Annotated in this window: 19 protein-coding genes, 2 tRNA genes and 1 riboswitch; of the genes, 20 read left to right on the top strand and 1 reads right to left on the bottom strand. The window is 34.7% G+C overall.

All coding sequences use genetic code 11. The annotated features are described in order from the left end of the window. Positions 1–31: 31 nt before the first annotated feature. From secA to EDD66_RS17900, 8 genes are all read left to right on the top strand, one after another. Entirely contained in the window at positions 32–2,599 is a 2,568-nt protein-coding gene (secA, locus tag EDD66_RS17935) for a preprotein translocase subunit SecA (protein ID WP_123610970.1), read from the top strand. An 18-nt stretch (positions 2,600–2,617) separates the two neighbouring features. Further along, a protein-coding gene (gene prfB, locus EDD66_RS17930; RefSeq protein WP_123610969.1) for a peptide chain release factor 2 occupies positions 2,618–3,734 on the top strand; the annotation gives its coding sequence in 2 pieces (ribosomal slippage) (positions 2,618–2,692 and positions 2,694–3,734; 1,116 coding nt in all). Between the two features lie 10 nt (positions 3,735–3,744). Further along, the gene (locus tag EDD66_RS17925; protein ID WP_123610968.1) at positions 3,745–4,209 is read left to right on the top strand and encodes a chemotaxis protein CheW; all 465 of its coding nucleotides are present in this window, start codon (positions 3,745–3,747) and stop codon (positions 4,207–4,209) included. 144 nt (positions 4,210–4,353) lie between these two features. Next, positions 4,354–4,797: an ACT domain-containing protein gene (locus tag EDD66_RS17920; protein ID WP_123610982.1), complete on the top strand. Its 444-nt coding sequence runs from the start codon at positions 4,354–4,356 to the stop codon at positions 4,795–4,797. Between the two features lie 4 nt (positions 4,798–4,801). Then, positions 4,802–6,019 (top strand): homoserine dehydrogenase, encoded by a 1,218-nt coding sequence (locus EDD66_RS17915; RefSeq protein ID WP_123610967.1) that lies wholly within the window; start codon positions 4,802–4,804, stop codon positions 6,017–6,019. Positions 6,020–6,096: 77 nt separating this feature from the next. Further along, a complete protein-coding gene (locus EDD66_RS17910) occupies positions 6,097–7,308 on the top strand; it encodes a cofactor-independent phosphoglycerate mutase (protein WP_123610981.1) in 1,212 nt (403 codons plus the stop codon). Between the two features lie 367 nt (positions 7,309–7,675). Beyond that, positions 7,676–8,890 (top strand): aspartate kinase, encoded by a 1,215-nt coding sequence (locus EDD66_RS17905; protein WP_123610966.1) that lies wholly within the window; start codon positions 7,676–7,678, stop codon positions 8,888–8,890. Positions 8,891–9,037: 147 nt separating this feature from the next. Further along, entirely contained in the window at positions 9,038–9,403 is a 366-nt protein-coding gene (locus EDD66_RS17900) for a hypothetical protein (protein WP_123610965.1), read from the top strand. A 34-nt stretch (positions 9,404–9,437) separates the two neighbouring features. Here the strand turns inward: EDD66_RS17900 and EDD66_RS17895 are convergent, their stop codons facing one another. Next, positions 9,438–9,803 carry a VOC family protein gene (locus tag EDD66_RS17895; protein ID WP_123610964.1) on the bottom strand — a complete coding sequence of 122 codons (366 nt, stop codon included), beginning with the start codon at positions 9,801–9,803 and terminating at the stop codon, positions 9,438–9,440. 201 nt (positions 9,804–10,004) lie between these two features. Between EDD66_RS17895 and EDD66_RS17890 the strand changes: the two genes are divergently transcribed. The 12 genes from EDD66_RS17890 (at position 10,005) to EDD66_RS17835 (ending at position 19,477) form a co-directional block, all read left to right on the top strand. Next, positions 10,005–12,152, top strand: coding sequence for a Tex family protein (locus tag EDD66_RS17890; RefSeq protein WP_123610963.1), 2,148 nt, complete (start codon positions 10,005–10,007; stop codon positions 12,150–12,152). Between the two features lie 87 nt (positions 12,153–12,239). Then, positions 12,240–12,359: riboswitch (FMN riboswitch) on the top strand. A 120-nt stretch (positions 12,360–12,479) separates the two neighbouring features. Next, a complete protein-coding gene (locus EDD66_RS17885; protein ID WP_123610962.1) occupies positions 12,480–13,121 on the top strand; it encodes an ECF transporter S component in 642 nt (213 codons plus the stop codon). A 178-nt stretch (positions 13,122–13,299) separates the two neighbouring features. Beyond that, complete coding sequence (tsaE, locus tag EDD66_RS17880) at positions 13,300–13,728, top strand: tRNA (adenosine(37)-N6)-threonylcarbamoyltransferase complex ATPase subunit type 1 TsaE (protein WP_123610961.1); 429 nt, start codon at positions 13,300–13,302, stop codon at positions 13,726–13,728. A 2-nt stretch (positions 13,729–13,730) separates the two neighbouring features. Next, complete coding sequence (gene tsaB, locus EDD66_RS17875; RefSeq protein ID WP_123610980.1) at positions 13,731–14,456, top strand: tRNA (adenosine(37)-N6)-threonylcarbamoyltransferase complex dimerization subunit type 1 TsaB; 726 nt, start codon at positions 13,731–13,733, stop codon at positions 14,454–14,456. A gap of 11 nt (positions 14,457–14,467) precedes the next feature. Next, positions 14,468–14,920 (top strand): ribosomal protein S18-alanine N-acetyltransferase, encoded by a 453-nt coding sequence (rimI, locus tag EDD66_RS17870; RefSeq protein WP_123610960.1) that lies wholly within the window; start codon positions 14,468–14,470, stop codon positions 14,918–14,920. A gap of 130 nt (positions 14,921–15,050) precedes the next feature. After that, positions 15,051–15,299, top strand: a complete 249-nt coding sequence (locus EDD66_RS17865; RefSeq protein WP_243115410.1) for a hypothetical protein — start codon at positions 15,051–15,053, stop codon at positions 15,297–15,299. A 243-nt stretch (positions 15,300–15,542) separates the two neighbouring features. After that, entirely contained in the window at positions 15,543–16,457 is a 915-nt protein-coding gene (locus tag EDD66_RS17860; RefSeq protein ID WP_123610959.1) for a ribonuclease Z, read from the top strand. Between the two features lie 31 nt (positions 16,458–16,488). Next, a complete protein-coding gene (locus tag EDD66_RS17855) occupies positions 16,489–17,070 on the top strand; it encodes a DUF6715 family protein (protein ID WP_123610958.1) in 582 nt (193 codons plus the stop codon). A gap of 175 nt (positions 17,071–17,245) precedes the next feature. Next, positions 17,246–18,268 carry a tRNA (adenosine(37)-N6)-threonylcarbamoyltransferase complex transferase subunit TsaD gene (gene tsaD, locus EDD66_RS17850; protein WP_123610957.1) on the top strand — a complete coding sequence of 341 codons (1,023 nt, stop codon included), beginning with the start codon at positions 17,246–17,248 and terminating at the stop codon, positions 18,266–18,268. A 21-nt stretch (positions 18,269–18,289) separates the two neighbouring features. Next, entirely contained in the window at positions 18,290–18,988 is a 699-nt protein-coding gene (ispD, locus tag EDD66_RS17845) for a 2-C-methyl-D-erythritol 4-phosphate cytidylyltransferase (RefSeq protein ID WP_123610956.1), read from the top strand. Positions 18,989–19,224: 236 nt separating this feature from the next. Beyond that, positions 19,225–19,310: transfer RNA gene (locus EDD66_RS17840), tRNA-Ser, on the top strand. 78 nt (positions 19,311–19,388) lie between these two features. Continuing rightward, positions 19,389–19,477: transfer RNA gene (locus EDD66_RS17835), tRNA-Ser, on the top strand. The last annotated feature ends 174 nt before the right edge of the window (positions 19,478–19,651 follow it).

Below are 19,651 nucleotides of genomic sequence, written 5' to 3'. Positions count from 1 at the left end.
TAAAGAATGTAAAGAACACAGGAGTGAAAATATGGGATTTTTAGATAAGGTATTTGGTACACATAGTGAAAGAGAACTAAAAATGATTTATCCAATTGTTGATAAAATCGAAGCATTAGAACCAACTATGGAAAAGCTATCTGATGAAGAACTTAAGAATAAAACGACTGAATTTAAAAATAGATTAAAAAATGGTGAAACTCTGGATGATCTTTTAGTAGAATCATATGCTGTTGTTAGAGAAGCAGCAAAAAGAACATTAGGAATGAGACATTATCGTGTCCAATTAATTGGTGGTGTAATTCTCCATCAAGGTAGAATTACAGAAATGCGTACTGGTGAAGGTAAAACTTTAGTTTCTACACTTCCAGCTTATTTGAATGCTCTGGAAGGTAAAGGCGTTCATATTGTAACTGTTAATGATTACCTGGCAAAACGTGATGCTGAGTGGATGGGTCAGATTCATGAATTCTTAGGGTTAAAAGTTGGAGTTATTTTAAATGGATTAGATCATGATGAAAGACAAGAAGCATATGCATGTGATATCACATATGCTACTAACAACGAATTAGGATTTGATTATCTAAGAGATAATATGGTTATCTATAAAGAACAACTTGTTTTAAGAGATTTACATTATGCAATTATCGATGAAGTTGACTCCGTATTAATCGATGAAGCAAGAACGCCGTTAATTATTTCTGGACAAAGTGGAAAGTCCACAAAATTATATGAGGCATGTGATATCTTAGCGCGCCAGTTAGTAAAAGGAAAAGAAAGTGCAGAACTGACTAAGATGGCTGCATTGATGAAAGAAGAAATAGAAGAAACAGGAGACTTTGTAGTTAATGAAAAAGATAAGAATTTGAATTTAACTGCAGAAGGTGTTAAGAAGGTGGAAGAATTCTTCCATATAGAAAACTTAGCAGACCCTGAAAACTTAGAAATTCAGCATAATATTATACTGGCATTACGTGCCCATAATTTAATGTTCAGGGATAAGGATTATGTAGTAAAAGAGGATGAAGTGTTAATCGTTGATGAGTTTACCGGTCGTATTATGCCTGGCAGACGTTATTCTGATGGCCTTCATCAGGCAATTGAAGCGAAAGAAAAGGTGAAAGTAAAAAGAGAAAGTAAAACTCTTGCAACAATTACATTCCAAAACTTCTTTAACAAATATGGCAAGAAGAGTGGTATGACAGGTACAGCACTTACAGAAGAAAAAGAATTTAGAGATATCTATGGCATGGATGTTATTGTAGTGCCTACAAATGTTCCAATACAAAGAATTGACCGCCAGGATGCTGTTTATAAAACAAAGAGAGAAAAATTAAATGCAGTGATCAATGAGATTATTGAATCTCATCAAAAAGGGCAGCCAGTTCTTGTTGGTACTATTACCATTGAAGCATCAGAGGAAGTAAGTGACTTATTAAAGAGAAAAGGAATTCAGCATAAAGTTTTAAATGCAAAATTCCATGAACTAGAAGCTGAAATCATTGCAGATGCAGGGCAATTTGGTGCAGTTACTATTGCAACTAATATGGCAGGACGTGGTACCGATATTAAATTGGGTGAAGGTGTTCTTGAAGCTGGTGGCCTCAAAATTATAGGTACTGAACGACATGAATCAAGACGTATTGATAATCAGTTACGTGGTCGCGCAGGACGTCAGGGCGATCCAGGTGAATCAAGATTTTTTATCTCTCTTGAAGATGATTTGATGAGACTCTTTGGTTCTGAGCGTCTCATGAGCATTTTTAATTCTTTAGGAATGCCAGACGGAGAACAGATTGAACATAAGATGTTGTCTAATGCAATTGAAAAGGCCCAACAAAAGATTGAAAATAATAACTTTGGAATAAGAAAGAATTTATTAGAATATGACCAGGTAAATAATGAACAACGTGAAATTATTTATGCTGAAAGACGTAAAGTTTTAGATGGTGTCAGCATGAGAGATGCAATCTATAAAATGATTACGGATAACGTAGAACATTGTGTTAATACTTCAATTAGCGACGAACAAGGTCCGGAAGAATGGGATTTGGTAGAATTAAATAATTTATTAATACCAATTATACCTCTAAAACCAATTATGCTTGAAGATGTGAAAGATTTAAAAAAGAACACTTTAATGCAGCAATTAAAAGAAGATGCTGTGAAGTTATATGAAGCAAAAGAAGCTGAATTCCCTGAAATTGAACAACTTAGAGAAATCGAGCGTGTTATTTTATTAAAAGTAATCGATAGAAAGTGGATGGACCATATTGATGATATGGATCAACTTCGCCAGGGTATTGGATTACAGGCTTATGGACAAAGAGATCCACTTGTAGAGTTTAAATTTATGGCATTTGAAATGTTTGATGAAATGACAGAAGCAATAAGTGAAGATACAGTCAGAGCGTTAATGCATGTTAGGATTGAACAAAATGTAGAAAGAGAAGAGGTTGCCAAGGTAACAGGAACGAACAAAGATGATTCTTTAGCAAAAGGTCCGGTTAGACGTGAAGGCAGAAAGATTCAGCCAAATGATCCATGCCCATGTGGCAGTGGTAGAAAATACAAACAATGTTGTGGTAAAAACGCTTAAGCAAAAGAGGTGAGTTAAATGGTTGAATTAGACCAGTATAAATACAATCTTGAAACATATGTAAAACCATTAGCTGAAGTGGGGGATTCACTTTGACCTCACCAATAAAGTACTAAGGATTAAGGAGATTGAGCAGGTAATGGAGGCACCGGATTTTTGGGATGATGCTAAGAAATCTCAAGAATCTATGAAAGAGTTAAAGAACCTGAAAGATATTGTAACAAAATATGATGAGCTAAAAAGAGAATATGAAGATGTGGAAACATTAATAACTATGGGCTATGAAGAAAATGATGCCTCTTTAATACCAGAAGTGGAAGAAGCATTTAATCTTTTTCAGGAACATTTTGAAGCTCTTAGAATCTCAACACTTTTATCTGATGAATATGATAAGAATAATGCAATACTATCTTTGCATGCAGGTGCCGGAGGAACAGAAAGCTGTGACTGGGCAAGTATGTTATCCAGAATGTATCAAAGATGGGCAGATAAAAAGGGATTGACAACCCAGATCATTGATTACCTGGATGGAGAAGAAGCAGGAATTAAGTCCATTACAATGGAAATTGCAGGTGAGAATGCTTATGGATATTTAAAATCTGAGAGAGGTGTTCACAGACTGGTTCGAATTTCACCATTTAATGCAGCAGGAAAACGGCAGACTTCATTTGTATCTTGTGATGTAATGCCGGACATTGAAGATGATATAGATATTGAGATTAATGATGATGATATTCGAATTGATACCTATCGTTCCAGTGGAGCAGGTGGCCAGCATATTAATAAAACATCATCAGCAATCCGAATCACACATTTCCCTACAGGAATTGTTGTACAATGCCAAAATGAACGTTCTCAACATATGAATAAGGATAAGGCAATGCAAATGTTGAAAGCGAAATTATATTTATTAAAACAGCAGGAGAATCTTGAAAAAGAATCAGATATCCGTGGTGAGGTAAAAGAGATAGGATTTGGAAACCAAATTCGATCTTATGTGTTGCAGCCATATACCATGGTAAAAGATCATAGAACAAATGAAGAAGTTGGTAATGCTCAGAGTGTTTTAGATGGGAACATAGATCCATTTATTAATGCATATTTAAAATGGGCGAGTATTAGCAGAGGCAATTAAGGAGGGTAATATGGAAGAAGCAAAACATGTAATCTTTAAACTCGAGGGAGAAGAATACGGCCTTGATATTATGTATGTTAATGCAATAGAGAAATATACAAATATCATTCCTGTTCCCAATGCACCAGATTGTATTGAAGGTATTATTAATCTAAGAGGAGATGTAATACCGGTTTATAGTCTTAGAGCAAAATTCAGACTGCCTAAGAAACAAGTAGATGACAATACCAAACTTATTATTTCCAAAATGGATGATATCCTCATAGCCTTCCAAGTTGATTCAGTACAAGAAATTACTGAACTTAGTGAGGAGAATATCAATGAAACACCAAGAATTTTAAAAACAGTGAACACAGCATATATTGGACAAGTTGCTAATATAGACGGGCGTATGATTATCTTGATGAACCTTAAAGGAATACTTAGTGACTCTGAGCAAAAGAATATTGAAGAAATACTTAATAATTATGAATAACTTAAAGGAGCATCCTTATAATATAAATTAGGATGCTCTTTTATTTTTTTTTTAGGAAAAGAGTTGCAATGGCAAATGAATTATGTTAATATCTCTCTAGGAAAAACAAATGTATTTCCCATACATACAAAGAAGGATGGTCTTATGAGGGAACAGGATAAGTATTATATAGTTAATAAAAAAGCAGTACCAGAAGTACTTTTAAAAGTAGTCGAAGCAAAACGTCTGCTTGATTCTGAAAAAGTAATTACAGTTCAGGAAGCTACAGATTCTGTTGGAATTAGTAGAAGTTCATTTTATAAATATAAAGATTATATATTTCCATTTCATGATAATACCAGAGGAAAAACAATAACATTTATGATGCAGATGGATGATGAACCAGGTCTATTATCCAGAGTACTAAATGAAGTGGCAAAATGTCAGGTAAATATTTTGACAATTCATCAAAGTATTCCGGCAAATGGTATTGCTTCTTTATCGATAAGTGTTGAAATATTACCAACAACACAAGATTTGCAGGAAATGATTGATGGAATTGAAGAACTTGACGGAATTCATTATTTAAAAATATTAGCTAGGGAGTGACAAGATGATAAATATAGCAGTTTTAGGTTATGGCACAGTGGGATCTGGTGTAATTGAAGTTCTAAATAAAAATGGTGAAAGTATTAATGAAAGAGCCAATAAAGAAATTAAAGTAAAATATGTTTTAGATTTAAGAGACTTCCCAGGTGATCCGGTCCAAGAATTAATTGTACATGATTATAATACAATAGTAAATGATCCAGAGGTGCAGATTATTGTGGAAGTTATGGGTGGAGTAAATCCAGCTTATTCTTTTGTAAAAGAAGCGCTTGAGAAAGGAAAGAGTGTCTGCACATCTAATAAGGAACTAGTGGCTAAGCATGGAGCAGAATTATTAGCTCTGGCAAAAGAAAAAAAGGTTAATTTCTTGTTCGAAGCAAGTGTAGGCGGCGGTATTCCTATTATCAGACCACTAAACCAATCACTTACTGCAGATGAGATTCAGGAAATTACAGGTATCCTCAATGGTACTACAAACTATATCTTAACCAAGATGACTAATGAGGGATTAGAGTTTAATGAAGTCCTTAAAGAGGCACAAGAGCGAGGTTATGCAGAACGTAATCCGGAAGCAGATATAGAAGGTTATGATGCTTGTCGTAAGATAGCAATTTTGACTTCTTTGGCATATGGAATGCAAGTGGACTATGAAGATATTTATACGGAAGGGATCACTAAGATTACAGATGCTGATATAAAATATGCAAAAGCACTTAATGCAAGTATTAAGATACTGGGAACCAGCAAGAAAAATGGGGATAAAGTATTTGCAATGGTAGCTCCAATGTTGATCAATAGTGAACATCCTTTATATAGTGTAAATGATGTTTTCAATGCAATTTTTGTAAAAGGTAATGTACTTGGTGATGTTATGTTTTACGGAAGAGGCGCAGGTAAATTACCTACCGCAAGTGCAGTTGTGGCAGACGTTGTAGATGCTGCAAAACACGTAGGAACGAATATTATGACAATATGGAGCAGTAAGAAGCTTAGATTATCTGATATAAAAGAATATAATACAAAATTCTTGGTTCGTCTTTCGGGAGATGAAACTGAGAATGAATTACTGGTAAAAGAGCTATTCGGTGAAGTTACCAGGGTGAAAGCAGAAGATGTCAGTGGTGAGTACGCATTTATTACACCTTTGATAACTGAAGGTGAATATAAAGAGAAAGCAGAAAAGCTTAATAATATTATAGGAATGATACGTGTTGCTTTTTAACAGGATTATAAATATCAATTATAGTCTTGTTATGAGCAGGATATAGTAATGAAGACAATTGGAAAGGATATATGACAATGAAATACGTAATAGTATTAGGGGATGGGATGGCAGATGAACCTATTGGAGAACTGGGGGATAAAACTCCTTTGGAATATGCTAAAACGGCAACTATGGATGAACTTGCACTAGAATCAGAAATTGGTCTGGTACATACAATTCCGGAAGGAATGAGCCCTGGAAGTGATACTGCAAATCTAGCTGTTCTAGGATATGATCCCAAGAAATATTATACCGGAAGGTCGCCACTAGAGGCTTTGAGCATCGGTGTAAATATGAAATCTACAGATGTAGCTTTAAGATGTAATATAGTAACTCTATCAGAAGAAGAAAATGTCTATGAAGAGAGAAAAATTCTTGATCATAGTTCAAGTGAGATTTCTACTGAGGACGCTAAGATACTTCTTGAGGCGGTTCGAGAAGAATTAGAAACAGATATTTATAAATATTATCTTGGAACAAGTTATAGACATCTTACTATATGGGATAATGGAGAAGTGGTTGATTTAAAACCACCTCATGATATTCTGGGTCAGGTTATAGGTAACTATCTTCCCAAAGAAGCTCCACTAAAAGAGATGATGGTGAAAAGTTTCAACATATTAAATAATCATCCTTTGAACTTAGAACGGAAAGAGAAAGGCTTAAATAAAGCAAATTCTATATGGTTCTGGGGAGCGGGTACAAAACCGGCCTTAGATTCATTTGAAGATAAAAATAATAAAAAAGGCGCTATGATCTCTGCGGTAGATTTATTAAAAGGTATTGCTGTTGGTGCAGGAATGAAAGTAGTTCATGTAGATGGAGCAGATGGAACCCTACATACGAATTATGAGGGAAAAGCCAGAGCTGCCTATGAAGTTTTAACAGAAGATAATTATGACTTTGTCTATGTCCATGTAGAAGCACCGGATGAGATGGGACATCAAGGAAGCGTTTCTAAGAAAGTAGAAGCAATTGAAGCTCTTGATAAAAAAGTGATTAAAGTATTAAAAGAACTATTAGATGAATCAGCGACAGATTATCGAATGTTAATACTTCCAGATCATCCAACCCCGATCAGGTGTCGAACTCATACAAGTGATCCGGTTCCTTATATGCTGTTTGATAGTACAAAGAAGCTATCAAAATCCTGGCAATATAATGAGTCAGAGGCCCAATTAAGTGGGAATTATATAGAGAATGGGTATACCTTGATTGATAAATTATTTCAGGTAAATGAGAATTAAATAAATCACAGTTCAGCCATGAGCTCGATTTCGCTTTGCTACATCTCGCTTAGGCAGAGCGCCATATAGAAATCAGTATGTAAATTGCCCTTAGTGTGCAAGCACATGTACAATTCAGTAGCTAAATCAAATGAATCACAGTTCAGCCATGAGCTCGATTTCGCTTCGCTACATCTCGCTTAGGCAGAGCGCCATATAGAAATTAGTGTGTAAATTGCCCTTAGTGTGCAAGCACCCACGTACAATTTACACACTAATTTCTGCATGGCTGAACTGTAATAAAAATATTGCTTTCTTTTTTGGGAAGTTAATAATATAATATTACAATTGAAAAAAGTAAATTGTATAAGTAATTTAGGAGGTAACTATGCTAATAGTTAAAAAATTCGGTGGAACAAGTGTTGCTGACAAAGAAAGAATTTTTAATGTGGCTAGGAGATGCATTGAAGATTATAAAAATGGTAATGAAGTAGTAGTAGTACTATCAGCTATGGGTAAACAGACAGATGTTCTCTTAGCCCAGGCAAAAGATATAAATCCAAATGCCTCAAAAAGAGAACTGGATATGCTTTTAACTACTGGAGAACAGATATCAGTTGCTCTTATGGCAATGGCTATGGATTCTTTAGGAGTTCCAGCTGTTTCTCTTAATGCTTTTCAGGTTGCTATGCATACAACTTCTGTATATAGTAATGCAAGGCTTAAGAAAATAGACACTGATAGGATTAAGAATGAATTGGCAAATAAAAAAATCGTAATTGTTACAGGATTCCAAGGTGTGAATAAATTTGACGATTATACGACATTAGGACGTGGAGGTTCAGATACTACGGCAGTGGCTCTTGCAGCTGCTCTTCATGCAGATAAATGTGAAATCTTTACCGATGTTGATGGTGTATTTACTGCAGATCCAAGAATTGTTAAAAATGCCAGAAAATTAAATGAAATCACTTATGATGAAATGCTTGAACTTGCCACGTTAGGAGCAGGGGTACTTCATAACCGCTCAGTTGAGATGGCTAAGAAATATGGTGTGGAATTAGTAGTGCGTTCAAGTCTTAATACAACAGAAGGAACAGTAGTTAAGGAGGAAGTAAAGATGGAAAAGATGCTTGTAAGTGGAGTGGCATGTGATAGAAACGCGGCGCGTATTGCAGTAATAGGGTTAGAAGATCAACCAGGTGTAGCATTTAAATTATTTAATCACCTTGCAAAATATAACATTAATGTGGATATTATTATTCAATCTATTGGTCGTGATGGAACAAAAGATATCAGCTTTACCGTAGATGGTGATAAAGTAGATGAAGCTGTTAAGATTCTTGAAAGACACAGAGAGACCAGTTTAAAATGTGAAAAAATCGATGTGGAAGAATCTATTGCCAAGGTATCTATTGTCGGAGCAGGTATGATGTCAAATGCAGGTGTTGCCGCAAAGATGTTCGAAGCATTATATGATGTAGGAGTAAATATTAAGATGATTTCAACTTCTGAAATCAGAGTAACTGTAATCATTGATGATGTTCATGTAGATAAAGCGATGAATGCAGTGCATGAATCTTTTAGTTTAGCTGACTTCTAGATATGATACTTTGCCTTGAAAGTTTAGGGAAGAACACCTCCATATAAAAATTATATGGAGGTGTTCTATTCTTATTCAGCCGTGAGTCGAGGCCGGCTATAGAATAAGGCAAAATAGCTTATACGAATTAAAATAAAAGGAGTAAATATGAAAAATTTTGGGTATAAACTGATAGCTATTCTTCTGATAGCACTTTGCATCTGGCCAATCATAGGCGGTATATCCGTTGGAGATTATGATTTGTTAATAGGCGTTCTTACTTGTTTAGTAGGATATATTTTATGGAAGCTCCTGGACAAAAAGCTATTGACTCAGTTATGGAAAGATTCCAAAAGGCCTGACCAATTTGCCAGAAATGAATTCATTTTAAGTTTTCTGTTCTTGTTAATCCTATTTGTCATTAAGATTATTTTTGTAAGGGATGAGTTGGTCAAGAGCGTAATATGGGGACTCCAAACCTTGCTCCTTTTTGCAGCTTTTAGATACAGAAAATTGTGGAAACGTAAGGAATGAATCGTGGAATTGACAAAGAATCCTGCTTTAATTATTATTTTGCAGGAACTATCTCAATCCAGTAGCCATCGGGATCCTGAATGAAGTAAATTCCCATGGATGGATTTTCGAAGCAGATAATATCCATCTCTTTATGTTTTTTATAGAAATTATCATATTCATCTGTTACAAAAGCAAGATGATATTCCATTTCTCCCAGATTATAAGGGTTGGTTCTATCGGTAAGATAGGTAAGTTCTAAAGTGAAATCAGTTCTTCCATCTGTTAGATAGACTAACTTAAAACTTCCATCAGAAGCATTTTTTTCTCTGGCAGGGGTCAAACCCAGAGCCTTATCATAAAATTCTAAACTTCTATCTAAAGCTAATACGTTAAAATTAAAGTGGTTAAATTGAATCATAGTATTTTCCTTTCATGAATGATAAATTTAATGAATCAAAGTAAATATAATTGTTATCCTGGATATATTTTACCATGTTCACAATAAATTAGATATATCTATTTAGGGAATCAGAAAATTGAAATAAGTTGCGTCAAATGGGATTCTTTGTTAAAATATCTAGTAGCCACCAGATAAATTGGTAATAAAGGAGTAAACAAAATGGATATATTAAAACAGTTAAAAGATGAGCTGGGTATAAAACTGGAGCAAGTTGAAGCAGCCGTAAAATTAATAGATGAAGGGAATACCATACCATTTATTGCAAGGTATCGTAAAGAAGTAACGGGCTCATTAAACGATGAAATCCTTAGAAATCTTCATGAAAGATTATTGTATCTGCGCAATTTGGAAGATAAAAAAAACCAGGTATTAGCAACAATTGAGGAACAAGGGAAATTAACAGAGGAATTAAAAGCACAGATATTAGCGGCAACCACATTGGTTGTGGTTGAGGATCTGTATCGTCCATATAGACCAAAGCGAAGAACCAGAGCAACTATAGCAAAAGAAAAAGGATTAGAGCCGCTTGCAAATATAATTCTGTTGCAGATGACTAATATTCCTATTGAAGAGGAAGCAAAAGCTTATCTGTCTGAAGAGAAAGAAGTAAATACAGTTGAAGATGCCATTGCCGGAGCTATGGATATTATTGCAGAAGGAATTGCAGATGAAGCAGACTATAGAATTTATATCCGTAAAGAAACAACAAAAGAGGGTATGATTTCTTCTACGGCAAAAGATGAAGCAGCAGAATCTGTATTTGAGATGTATTATCATTTTGAAGAACCAATTACAAAGATTGCAGGCCACCGTGTATTAGCTTTGAATCGTGGTGAAAATGAAAAAATTCTTACAGTAAAAATTACTGCTCCGGAGGAAAAGATCTTAAGGTATCTTGAAAAACAAATTATCACCAACGAAAATCCTTATACGAAAGATATATTGATTGCAACTATAGAAGACAGCTATAAACGATTGATCGCTCCAGCCATTGAGAGAGAAATCCGCAATGAATTAACGGAAAAAGCAGAAGATGGTGCAATTAAAATATTCGGGAAAAATTTAGAACAATTATTAATGCAGCCTCCGATTGTGGGACAAACCGTATTAGGATGGGACCCAGCCTTTCGTACCGGATGTAAACTTGCAGTTGTTGATCCTACCGGTAAGGTGATAGACACTACAGTTGTTTATCCTACCGCTCCCCAGAATAAAGTGGAGGAAACAAAAAAGACTGTAAAAGCACTGATCAATAAATATAATATCACATTAATATCTGTTGGGAATGGTACAGCCTCACGTGAATCTGAAATGATTATAGTAGAGATGTTAAAAGAACTCAATAAGCCAGTTCAGTATGTTATTGTAAATGAAGCAGGGGCTTCCGTATATTCTGCCAGTAAGTTGGCTACAGAAGAATTTCCTAATTTTGATGTGGGACAAAGAAGTGCAGCTTCCATTGCCAGAAGGCTCCAGGATCCATTAGCTGAACTTGTTAAAATCGATCCAAAATCCATTGGTGTGGGACAATATCAACATGATATGAATCAAAAGAAACTATCGGAAGCGTTAAATGGAGTAGTAGAAGATAGTGTAAATAAAGTTGGTGTTGATCTAAATACGGCTTCGGCATCTTTATTAGAATATATTTCAGGTGTTTCTAAGGCAATTGCAAAAAATATTGTAGTTTATCGTGAGGAGAATGGTAAGTTTGAAAGCCGTAATCAATTATTAAAAGTAGCAAAACTAGGTCCCAAGGCATATGAACAATGTGCAGGTTTTATGAGGATTTCTGATGGTAAAAATCCTCTCGATGCTACCAGCGTACATCCAGAGTCTTATGATGCCGCGAAAGAATTACTACAGAAATCAGGTTATACCACTGAGGATATTAAAGCTGGAAATTTAAAAGACCTGAGCAAAAAAGTGATTGATAAAAAGAAAATGGCAAAAGAACTTGGTATTGGTGAAATTACATTAGAGGATATTATGAAAGAGTTAGAAAAGCCAGGAAGAGATCCAAGAGATGAGATGCCTAAGCCAATTCTCAGGACAGATGTATTAGATATGAAAGATTTAGAATCAGGCATGATACTAAAAGGTACTGTTCGTAACGTCATTGACTTTGGTGCTTTTGTAGATATTGGGGTACATCAGGATGGATTGGTGCATATCTCTCAACTAACCAACAAAAAATTTGTAAAACATCCTCTGGATGTGGTCAGTGTTGGAGATGTTGTAGAAGTGAAGGTTATGTCAGTAGATCTTGCCAAGAAGAGAATTCAATTGACAATGATATTGGAATAAAATTAAATAATATATACAAGATTAAACCAGTTGACATAATGATATTGTCGTTATATAATTTAATTGTAAATAAAACAATTTCATAAGGAAGTTCTTCGGGGCAGGGTGAAATTCCCGACCGACGGTATAGTCCGTGACCTGCTTAGGCAGTTGATTTGGTGAAATTCCAAAACCGACAGTAAATAGTCTGGATGAGAGAAGAAAAGCTTTTTTGATATATTTATGATATCAGTAATGAATAACATCAGCCTCGAATGTTTCACGTTCGAGGCTTTTTCATGTGAAAAAGCGAACCAGGAACTTTCCTTCAAAAAAAGGAGAGAGAATATGTCAACAATAACAAAAACAAAGAGTAGAGAAAAATCAAGCAGCACATTTAATATCAGATCATTAACGATGATTGGTATGTTGTCAGCAATTGCAGTAGTTCTTATGCTATTTGAAATTCCATTAGGATTTTTACCTAGCTTTTACAAGATTGATCTAAGTGAAGTGCCGGTATTAATTGGAAGTTTTGCCCTTGGCCCAGTTGCAGGTATTTTAATTGAACTAATTAAAATTTTATCGAATCTTTTAATTGATGGAACTGAGACAGCAGGTATTGGTGAATTGGCCAATTTCTTAATTGGATGTGCACTTGTGATACCTAGTTCAATGATTTATTTTAAAAAGAAAACAAGAAAATCTGCAGTATTAGGTCTTACTGCCGGAACATTACTACTTATTGTTACAGGTAGCTTATTGAATGCATATTTATTATTGCCAACATATGCGGTAGCGTTTCACATGCCAATAGATGGATTAATTGCTATGGGAACAGCTGTAAATCCAGCAATTAATAGTATGACAACATTTATTTTACTGGCAGTTGCTCCATTTAATTTAATTAAAGGAATTGTCGTTTCAGTAATTACAATACTTTTATACAAGAAATTAAGTCCAATTATTAAAGGAAATCATACAGCTTAAATAAATAGATTAAAAACCAGTAATATGAATATTAAATATTACTGGTTTTTCTTATCATAGGACCTACTATCCTTATCATGAAAAATCTGCTATAATTAACTTGACTAATAGAAGTTTTTGGATATGATTTAATATATTAGTGGAATAATATGATTATCAGGATAGAAAGAGAAATAGTATGAAAATAGAAAGTTTTAGTGCAAAAGATACATATCAAACAGGATTTGATATGGGAAAAAAAGCTGGGAAAGGCGAAATATACTGTATCCTGGGAGATCTGGGTGTTGGAAAAACAGTTTTTACCCAAGGGTTTGCAGATGGGCTTGAGATAGAAGAACCAATTAATAGTCCCACATTTACTATAATCCAGGTTTATGAGGAAGGAAGAATACCTCTTTATCATTTTGACGTATATCGTATATCCGATGTAGAAGAAATGGATGAGATAGGATATGAAGAATATTTTTATGGAGAAGGGGTTTGTCTTATAGAGTGGGCAAATCTGATTGAGGAAATCCTTCCTGAAAAGGTAACCTGTATTACTATTGAAAAAGATTTAGATAAAGGATTTGACTATCGGAGTATTATAGTGGAAGAAGGTATATGAATATGAAAATATTAGGGATAGATAGTTCCGGGTTGGTTGCATCTGTAGCACTTGTATCAGATGATATTATGATAGCTGAATATACTATAAATTATAAAAAGACTCACTCCCAGACACTGTTACCAATGCTTGATGAAGTGGTACAAATGATTGGATTATCATTAGATGAGATTGATGCTATTGCAGTAGCAGCAGGACCAGGTTCATTTACAGGATTAAGAATAGGTGCCTCCACTGCAAAAGGATTGGGTATGGCTTTAAACAAACCATTGATCAGCGTTCCTACTGTAGATGGAATAGCCTATAATTTATTTGGAACGGATAAATTAATTTGTCCAATTATGGATGCCAAACGAAATCAGGTATATACAGGATTATATGAGTTCAATGAAGATAAGCTGCATGCGATCCAGGAACAAAAAGCGATTTCCATTGATGAGATAATTGAAGAAATCAATCAACTGGGTAGAGCTGTGATTTTTCTTGGGGATGGTGTACCTGTTTATAAGGAACAGATTATGAATAAAGTAAAAGTGCCTCACTATTTCGCCCCTGCTCATTTATCGAAACAAAGAGCTGGAGCTGTTGCAGCCCTTGGAGCCATCTACTATAGTGAGGGCAGAATAGAAACGGCAGCAGATCATCAGCCTGTATATCTAAGGTTATCCCAAGCTGAAAGAGAATTGCAGGAAAAAACCAAGGGACTTATGAATTCATCCATAGAGTAAGGTGTGATATTATGACAATTAGACCAATGGAAGAAAAAGATTTAGAACAAGTTTATCAAATTGAACAAGAATCATTTGCCCAGCCTTGGACTTACCAAGATTTTGAACAGGCCATAGATAATACGAATAGTCTTTACTTGAAATTATATTTAGTGGCAGAAGAAGAAGGAGAAATCATTGGATATTGTGGTCTGTGGGGGATTGCTGGAGAAGGTCAGATAAATAACGTTGCAGTGAAAAAAGAATATAGGGGAAAGCATGTAGGCAATCAAATGCTCCATGAACTTATTCAACTGGGGCTTAATAAAAATTTAACAGCATTTACTTTAGAAGTCCGTGTTTCAAATCAATCTGCAATTAAACTTTATCATAATTTGAAATTTGAAGATGTAGGAATACGCAAAAATTTTTATGATTATCCCAAAGAAGATGCAATCATAATGTGGCTGAAATACGAGGTATAATAGCAGTCTTAAATGAATATAATAGCCCATTTGTATTAATTACCACTATTCTATTTGAATAATTACATATATAATAACCTTAAGAGACGAGATACGTAATCTGCTCAAATAGTTACGGGAGGGATAAATTATGATGGAACAGGAGAAACTGAATTCTATTCCAGAAGCATGTCATTGCAATGTATGTGGAAAACAACTAGAGATAGAAAACGGGATATTCAAAGAAGACGTATTTGAAGCAGCGAAAGAGTGGGGATATTTTTCTAATAAGGATCTGGAAGTTCATCATTTTAGAATTTGTGAGAGTTGCTATGATAAAATGATTAAGACTTTTTCAATACCTGTTAAAGTAGTAAATAAAAATGAAGTGCTTTCATAAATTATAAATGCTACATCTGGCCCTTAAGGTCAGGATAAGCGACTGGAGGTAATCCAGTCGCTTTTTCTGTTCATTACTTATTTCTCCAGGCAAAGGGTCATACAAATACCAATACAGAAACGAATTCTTGATAACAAAGTAAAACTATGGTAACATAAGATTAGATTGGTATATATTGCAATGAAAGGGAATACTTTTAATGAATTTATGTCATTGCAAAACTAGATTAAGTGAGGAATACAAATGTTAGATGTGTGTTTGTTAGGAACCAGTGGAATGATGCCGCTACCTGGTAGATGGTTGACCTCCCTAATGACAAGATATAATGGAAGCAGCCTGCTGATTGATTGTGGAGAGGGAACACAAATAGCAATAAGAGAGAAATCATGGAGCTTTCATCCAATAGATATCATATGTTTTACCCATTATCATGGGGATCATATCAGTGGATTGCCAGGACTTTTATTATCCATGGGGAATGCAGATAGAACAAAACCTGTGACTATGATAGGTCCAAAAGGTTTAGAACGAGTTGTGAATTCACTTCGGGTCATTGCACCAGAGTTACCTTTTGAACTGAAATTTATTGAAGTTACTGGTCCATTTGAAACAATTGAATTAAATGGATACATTATAGAAGCCTTTCGTGTGAACCATAATGTTACCTGCTATGGATATAATCTAATGATTAAAAGAGCAGGCAAATTTATGATAGAAAAAGCAAATGAGAACCAGATTCCAAGAGAATGTTGGAATAGACTTCAAAAAGGAGAAACAATCCAGACAGATGGAAGAACATACACTCCAGATATGGTACTTGGACCTCCCCGAAAAGGAATTAAACTTACTTATTGTACTGATACCAGACCAACTCCATCAATAATAGCAAATGCGAAAGATGCAGATTTGTTTGTGTGTGAAGGAATGTATGGAGAACCAGGAATGGAAGAGAAAGCCATACATCATAAGCATATGACATTTAAAGAAGCTGCCAATCTGGCAAAAGAAGCACAGGTGAAAGAATTGTGGCTTACACATTATAGTCCGTCACTGATCAGACCAGAAGATTATATGAATGATGTAAGAAGCATTTTTAGTAATGCCAAAGCTGGTAAAGATAAAAAAAGTATTACGTTAGAGTTTGCAAAAGAGGAATAATTAAGTTTTCTACTCGGAAGGAGGTAGGCTTATGAAAGGCTTAGGAAATAGGAATTCAAAGAATTTTGTTGTTTTTATTGTATTAATGGGAATTATATTTAGCTTATATTTCTATTTAAATAATAATAAACAGGAAGAAACGGCACAAGTAAAAACAGAAGCAGAAAAGTTACTAGCCAAAGATTTAGAGGCCGAATATCCTGCATCACCAACTACAGTAGTTAAATTGTATAATAGAATTTCAAAATGTCTTTATAATGGCAAATGGGATAATGATGAAGTAAATCAGCTTATTGATATGATACGAAAACTTTATTCATCAGAGTTATTAGTGAATAACCCAGAAGAGAAACATAATCAAAGCTTTAAATCTGATATAGCGGAATACCAAGATAAGAAAAGAAAAATTTCTGATTATAGAGTAGATGGCAATGGACAGATGGTAACATGGGAGAAAGAAGGCATAGAATACGCATCATTAAATGCTATTTATTACATTGCTGAGAATAAAAATCATGATGAAATATATCAGAACTTTGTACTTAAAAAAGAAGGAAAACAGTGGAAGATTTTGGGTTGGACAAATATACCTGAAATTGACATTGAAGAATAAAAAGATAAAAGTCTTTTAGCATAAGAGAGAAACTATATATTCTTGAAACTTGTGTTTGATGGGGATAAAATTACAATAGCTTTTTTGCTCCTGTTGATTTTATCCCTGCATAATGCAAATATTCCTGGGATATATAGTTTCTTCTTACTTGATTTTATCTGGCTGGAGGAAAAATATGAATAAAGATATATTAATTTTAGGAATAGAGTCATCTTGTGATGAAACAGCAGCAGCAGTTGTAAAAAACGGAAGAGAAGTATTATCTAATGTTATTTCTTCTCAAATCGAATTACACAAATTATATGGAGGCGTGGTTCCGGAGATAGCATCCAGAAAACATATAGAAAAAATAAATCAGGTAATTGAAGAGGCACTTAGCAGTGCCAAGGTTACTCTTGATGACATTGATGCTATAGGAGTTACGTATGGACCTGGACTGGTTGGAGCCCTATTGGTAGGAGTAGCAGAGGCAAAGGCAATAAGTTATGCTGCAAAGAAACCATTAGTTGGAGTACATCACATTGAAGGTCATGTCTCTGCTAACTATATTGAGAACAGGGAGCTTGAACCCCCTTTTTTATGTTTGATCGTGTCAGGAGGACATACTCATTTAGTCCTTGTAAATGATTATGGAGAATATAAAATTATTGGCAGAACAAGAGATGATGCAGCAGGAGAAGCTTTTGACAAAGTAGCAAGAGCAATCGGTCTTGGTTATCCCGGAGGTCCTAAAATAGATCGACTGGCAAAGGAAGGAAACAGTAAAGCAATAAAATTCCCCAGGGCTAATATAGAAGGAGCACCTTATGATTTTAGTTTTAGCGGACTTAAATCAGCTGTATTAAACCATATCAATTCATGCAAAATGAAGGATATAGAGATAAATAATGCAGATATTGCTGCTTCTTTTCAGGAAGCCGTTGTTGATGTATTGACTTCAAAAACAATTCTTGCAGCAAAAGAATATGGAATGAAGAAGGTAGCTCTTGCGGGCGGAGTTGCATCAAATGGTTCTTTAAGAGAGGGAATGCTTAGAGAATGTAAGAAAAATAAGATCGAACTTTATTATCCTTCTCCAATATATTGTACAGACAATGCAGCAATGATTGGTGTGGCTGCTTATTATGAATTTATAAAAGGTGCAAGGGCAGATTTAGATCTAAATGCAGTTCCTAATTTAAAAATAGGACAAAGATAAGAAAGAATAAAGGTTATAGATATGGGAAAAGATAAAATTACTGCGGTTGTTTTAGCGGCTGGACAAGGGAAAAGAATGAATAGTAAGATAGCAAAACAATATCTTATGCTTAAAGATAAACCGGTTTTATATTATTCTTTAAGGACATTTGAGGATAGTATAGTGGATGATATTATTCTGGTGGTTGGTTCAGGAGAGATAGAATATGTCCGGAAACATGTTATTGAAGCCTATCAATTTAAAAAGGTGAATCATATAATTGAGGGAGGAAAAGAACGTTATAATTCAGTTTATAATGCTCTTGTGTCCATATCCAATACCAATTATGTATTAATACATGATGGGGCCAGACCATTTGTGACAAATGAAATTGTAGATAGAATAATTAAGAATGTAATAGATACAAAAGCATGCATTGCAGGTATGCCAGTCAAAGATACTATTAAGATATCGGATAAAGATGGCTTCGTATCAGATACTCCATCCAGGGAGAATGTATGGATGATCCAGACTCCCCAGGCTTTTGAGTATGAATTGATAAAAAAAGCTTATGACATAATTATGAAAGAAGAGAATATTCATGTAACGGATGATGCCATGGTGTTAGAGTATACCTTAGGCAATCCGATTAAATTAATTGAAGGTAGTTATCAGAATATTAAGATTACCACGCCTGAAGATATCAAGATTGGTGAAATGTTATTGTCGGATCAGGGGTAAAATAGCCGATATATAGCGAAATAAATTCCTTTGACTAAGTTTTTCAAATTGTTTGAAAAAAAACGTAAATTTATATTGACAAGGAATATGATCAGTGATACAATAACAAAGTCGCTAATGCAGAGGGAGACAAACAATAAAGTTTGTCTAAAAGTTACAAAATATTAATTTCAAAATGTGAAATTAAGTGCTTGACAAAGGGCTTAGCAGGATGGTATACTGTTCAAGCAACGTTTGGAGAGGTGTCCGAGTGGTTTAAGGAGCTGGTCTTGAAAACCAGTGATTCCGAAAGGGACCGTGGGTTCGAATCCCACCTTCTCCGTTTGCGGTGAAACCACCATTATGCAAGGTGGTTTTATTGTTGAAATAAATAGAATTTAATCAACGATTTGGTATACTTGGAGAAGTACCCAAGAGGTTGAAGGGGCTCCCCTGGAAAGGGAGTAGGTCGTTAATAGCGGCGCGAGGGTTCAAATCCCTCCTTCTCCGTAGGTCTTCCAAAAAGTAAAAAAACATGTTGACAATGAGTTGGCAGCGTGGTAAGATAGTCGAGCTGATTAAAAAAAGAAACACAAAGAACATTGATAACTAAACAGTGAAACAACCCTGAAAATTCTAAAAAGACAAAGCCTCCGGGCTGAGTTAAAAATGAATTTCAGTAAT

Origin of the sequence: Mobilisporobacter senegalensis (genome assembly GCF_003752155.1) — a bacterium.
Lineage (GTDB): Bacteria > Bacillota > Clostridia > Lachnospirales > Lachnospiraceae > Mobilisporobacter > Mobilisporobacter senegalensis.
Note: the sequence above shows the minus strand (reverse complement) of the source record. Positions and strands in the feature narration are given on the sequence as shown.

Excerpts from the sequence above, each read along its gene's own strand:
- ispD (WP_123610956.1), top strand. The coding sequence starts at position 18,290 with ATGGGAAAAGATAAAATTACTGCGGTTGTTTTAGCGGCTGGACAAGGG.
- EDD66_RS17920 (WP_123610982.1), top strand. The coding sequence starts at position 4,354 with ATGAGGGAACAGGATAAGTATTATATAGTTAATAAAAAAGCAGTACCA.
- EDD66_RS17860 (WP_123610959.1), top strand. The coding sequence starts at position 15,543 with ATGTTAGATGTGTGTTTGTTAGGAACCAGTGGAATGATGCCGCTACCT.
- EDD66_RS17885 (WP_123610962.1), top strand. The coding sequence starts at position 12,480 with ATGTCAACAATAACAAAAACAAAGAGTAGAGAAAAATCAAGCAGCACA.
- secA (WP_123610970.1), top strand. The coding sequence starts at position 32 with ATGGGATTTTTAGATAAGGTATTTGGTACACATAGTGAAAGAGAACTA.
- EDD66_RS17910 (WP_123610981.1), top strand. The coding sequence starts at position 6,097 with ATGAAATACGTAATAGTATTAGGGGATGGGATGGCAGATGAACCTATT.
- tsaE (WP_123610961.1), top strand. The coding sequence starts at position 13,300 with ATGAAAATAGAAAGTTTTAGTGCAAAAGATACATATCAAACAGGATTT.
- tsaD (WP_123610957.1), top strand. The coding sequence starts at position 17,246 with ATGAATAAAGATATATTAATTTTAGGAATAGAGTCATCTTGTGATGAA.
- tsaB (WP_123610980.1), top strand. The coding sequence starts at position 13,731 with ATGAAAATATTAGGGATAGATAGTTCCGGGTTGGTTGCATCTGTAGCA.
- EDD66_RS17890 (WP_123610963.1), top strand. The coding sequence starts at position 10,005 with ATGGATATATTAAAACAGTTAAAAGATGAGCTGGGTATAAAACTGGAG.
- EDD66_RS17900 (WP_123610965.1), top strand. The coding sequence starts at position 9,038 with ATGAAAAATTTTGGGTATAAACTGATAGCTATTCTTCTGATAGCACTT.
- EDD66_RS17925 (WP_123610968.1), top strand. The coding sequence starts at position 3,745 with ATGGAAGAAGCAAAACATGTAATCTTTAAACTCGAGGGAGAAGAATAC.
- EDD66_RS17905 (WP_123610966.1), top strand. The coding sequence starts at position 7,676 with ATGCTAATAGTTAAAAAATTCGGTGGAACAAGTGTTGCTGACAAAGAA.
- EDD66_RS17865 (WP_243115410.1), top strand. The coding sequence starts at position 15,051 with ATGATGGAACAGGAGAAACTGAATTCTATTCCAGAAGCATGTCATTGC.
- rimI (WP_123610960.1), top strand. The coding sequence starts at position 14,468 with ATGACAATTAGACCAATGGAAGAAAAAGATTTAGAACAAGTTTATCAA.
- EDD66_RS17915 (WP_123610967.1), top strand. The coding sequence starts at position 4,802 with ATGATAAATATAGCAGTTTTAGGTTATGGCACAGTGGGATCTGGTGTA.
- EDD66_RS17895 (WP_123610964.1), bottom strand. The coding sequence starts at position 9,803 with ATGATTCAATTTAACCACTTTAATTTTAACGTATTAGCTTTAGATAGA.
- EDD66_RS17855 (WP_123610958.1), top strand. The coding sequence starts at position 16,489 with ATGAAAGGCTTAGGAAATAGGAATTCAAAGAATTTTGTTGTTTTTATT.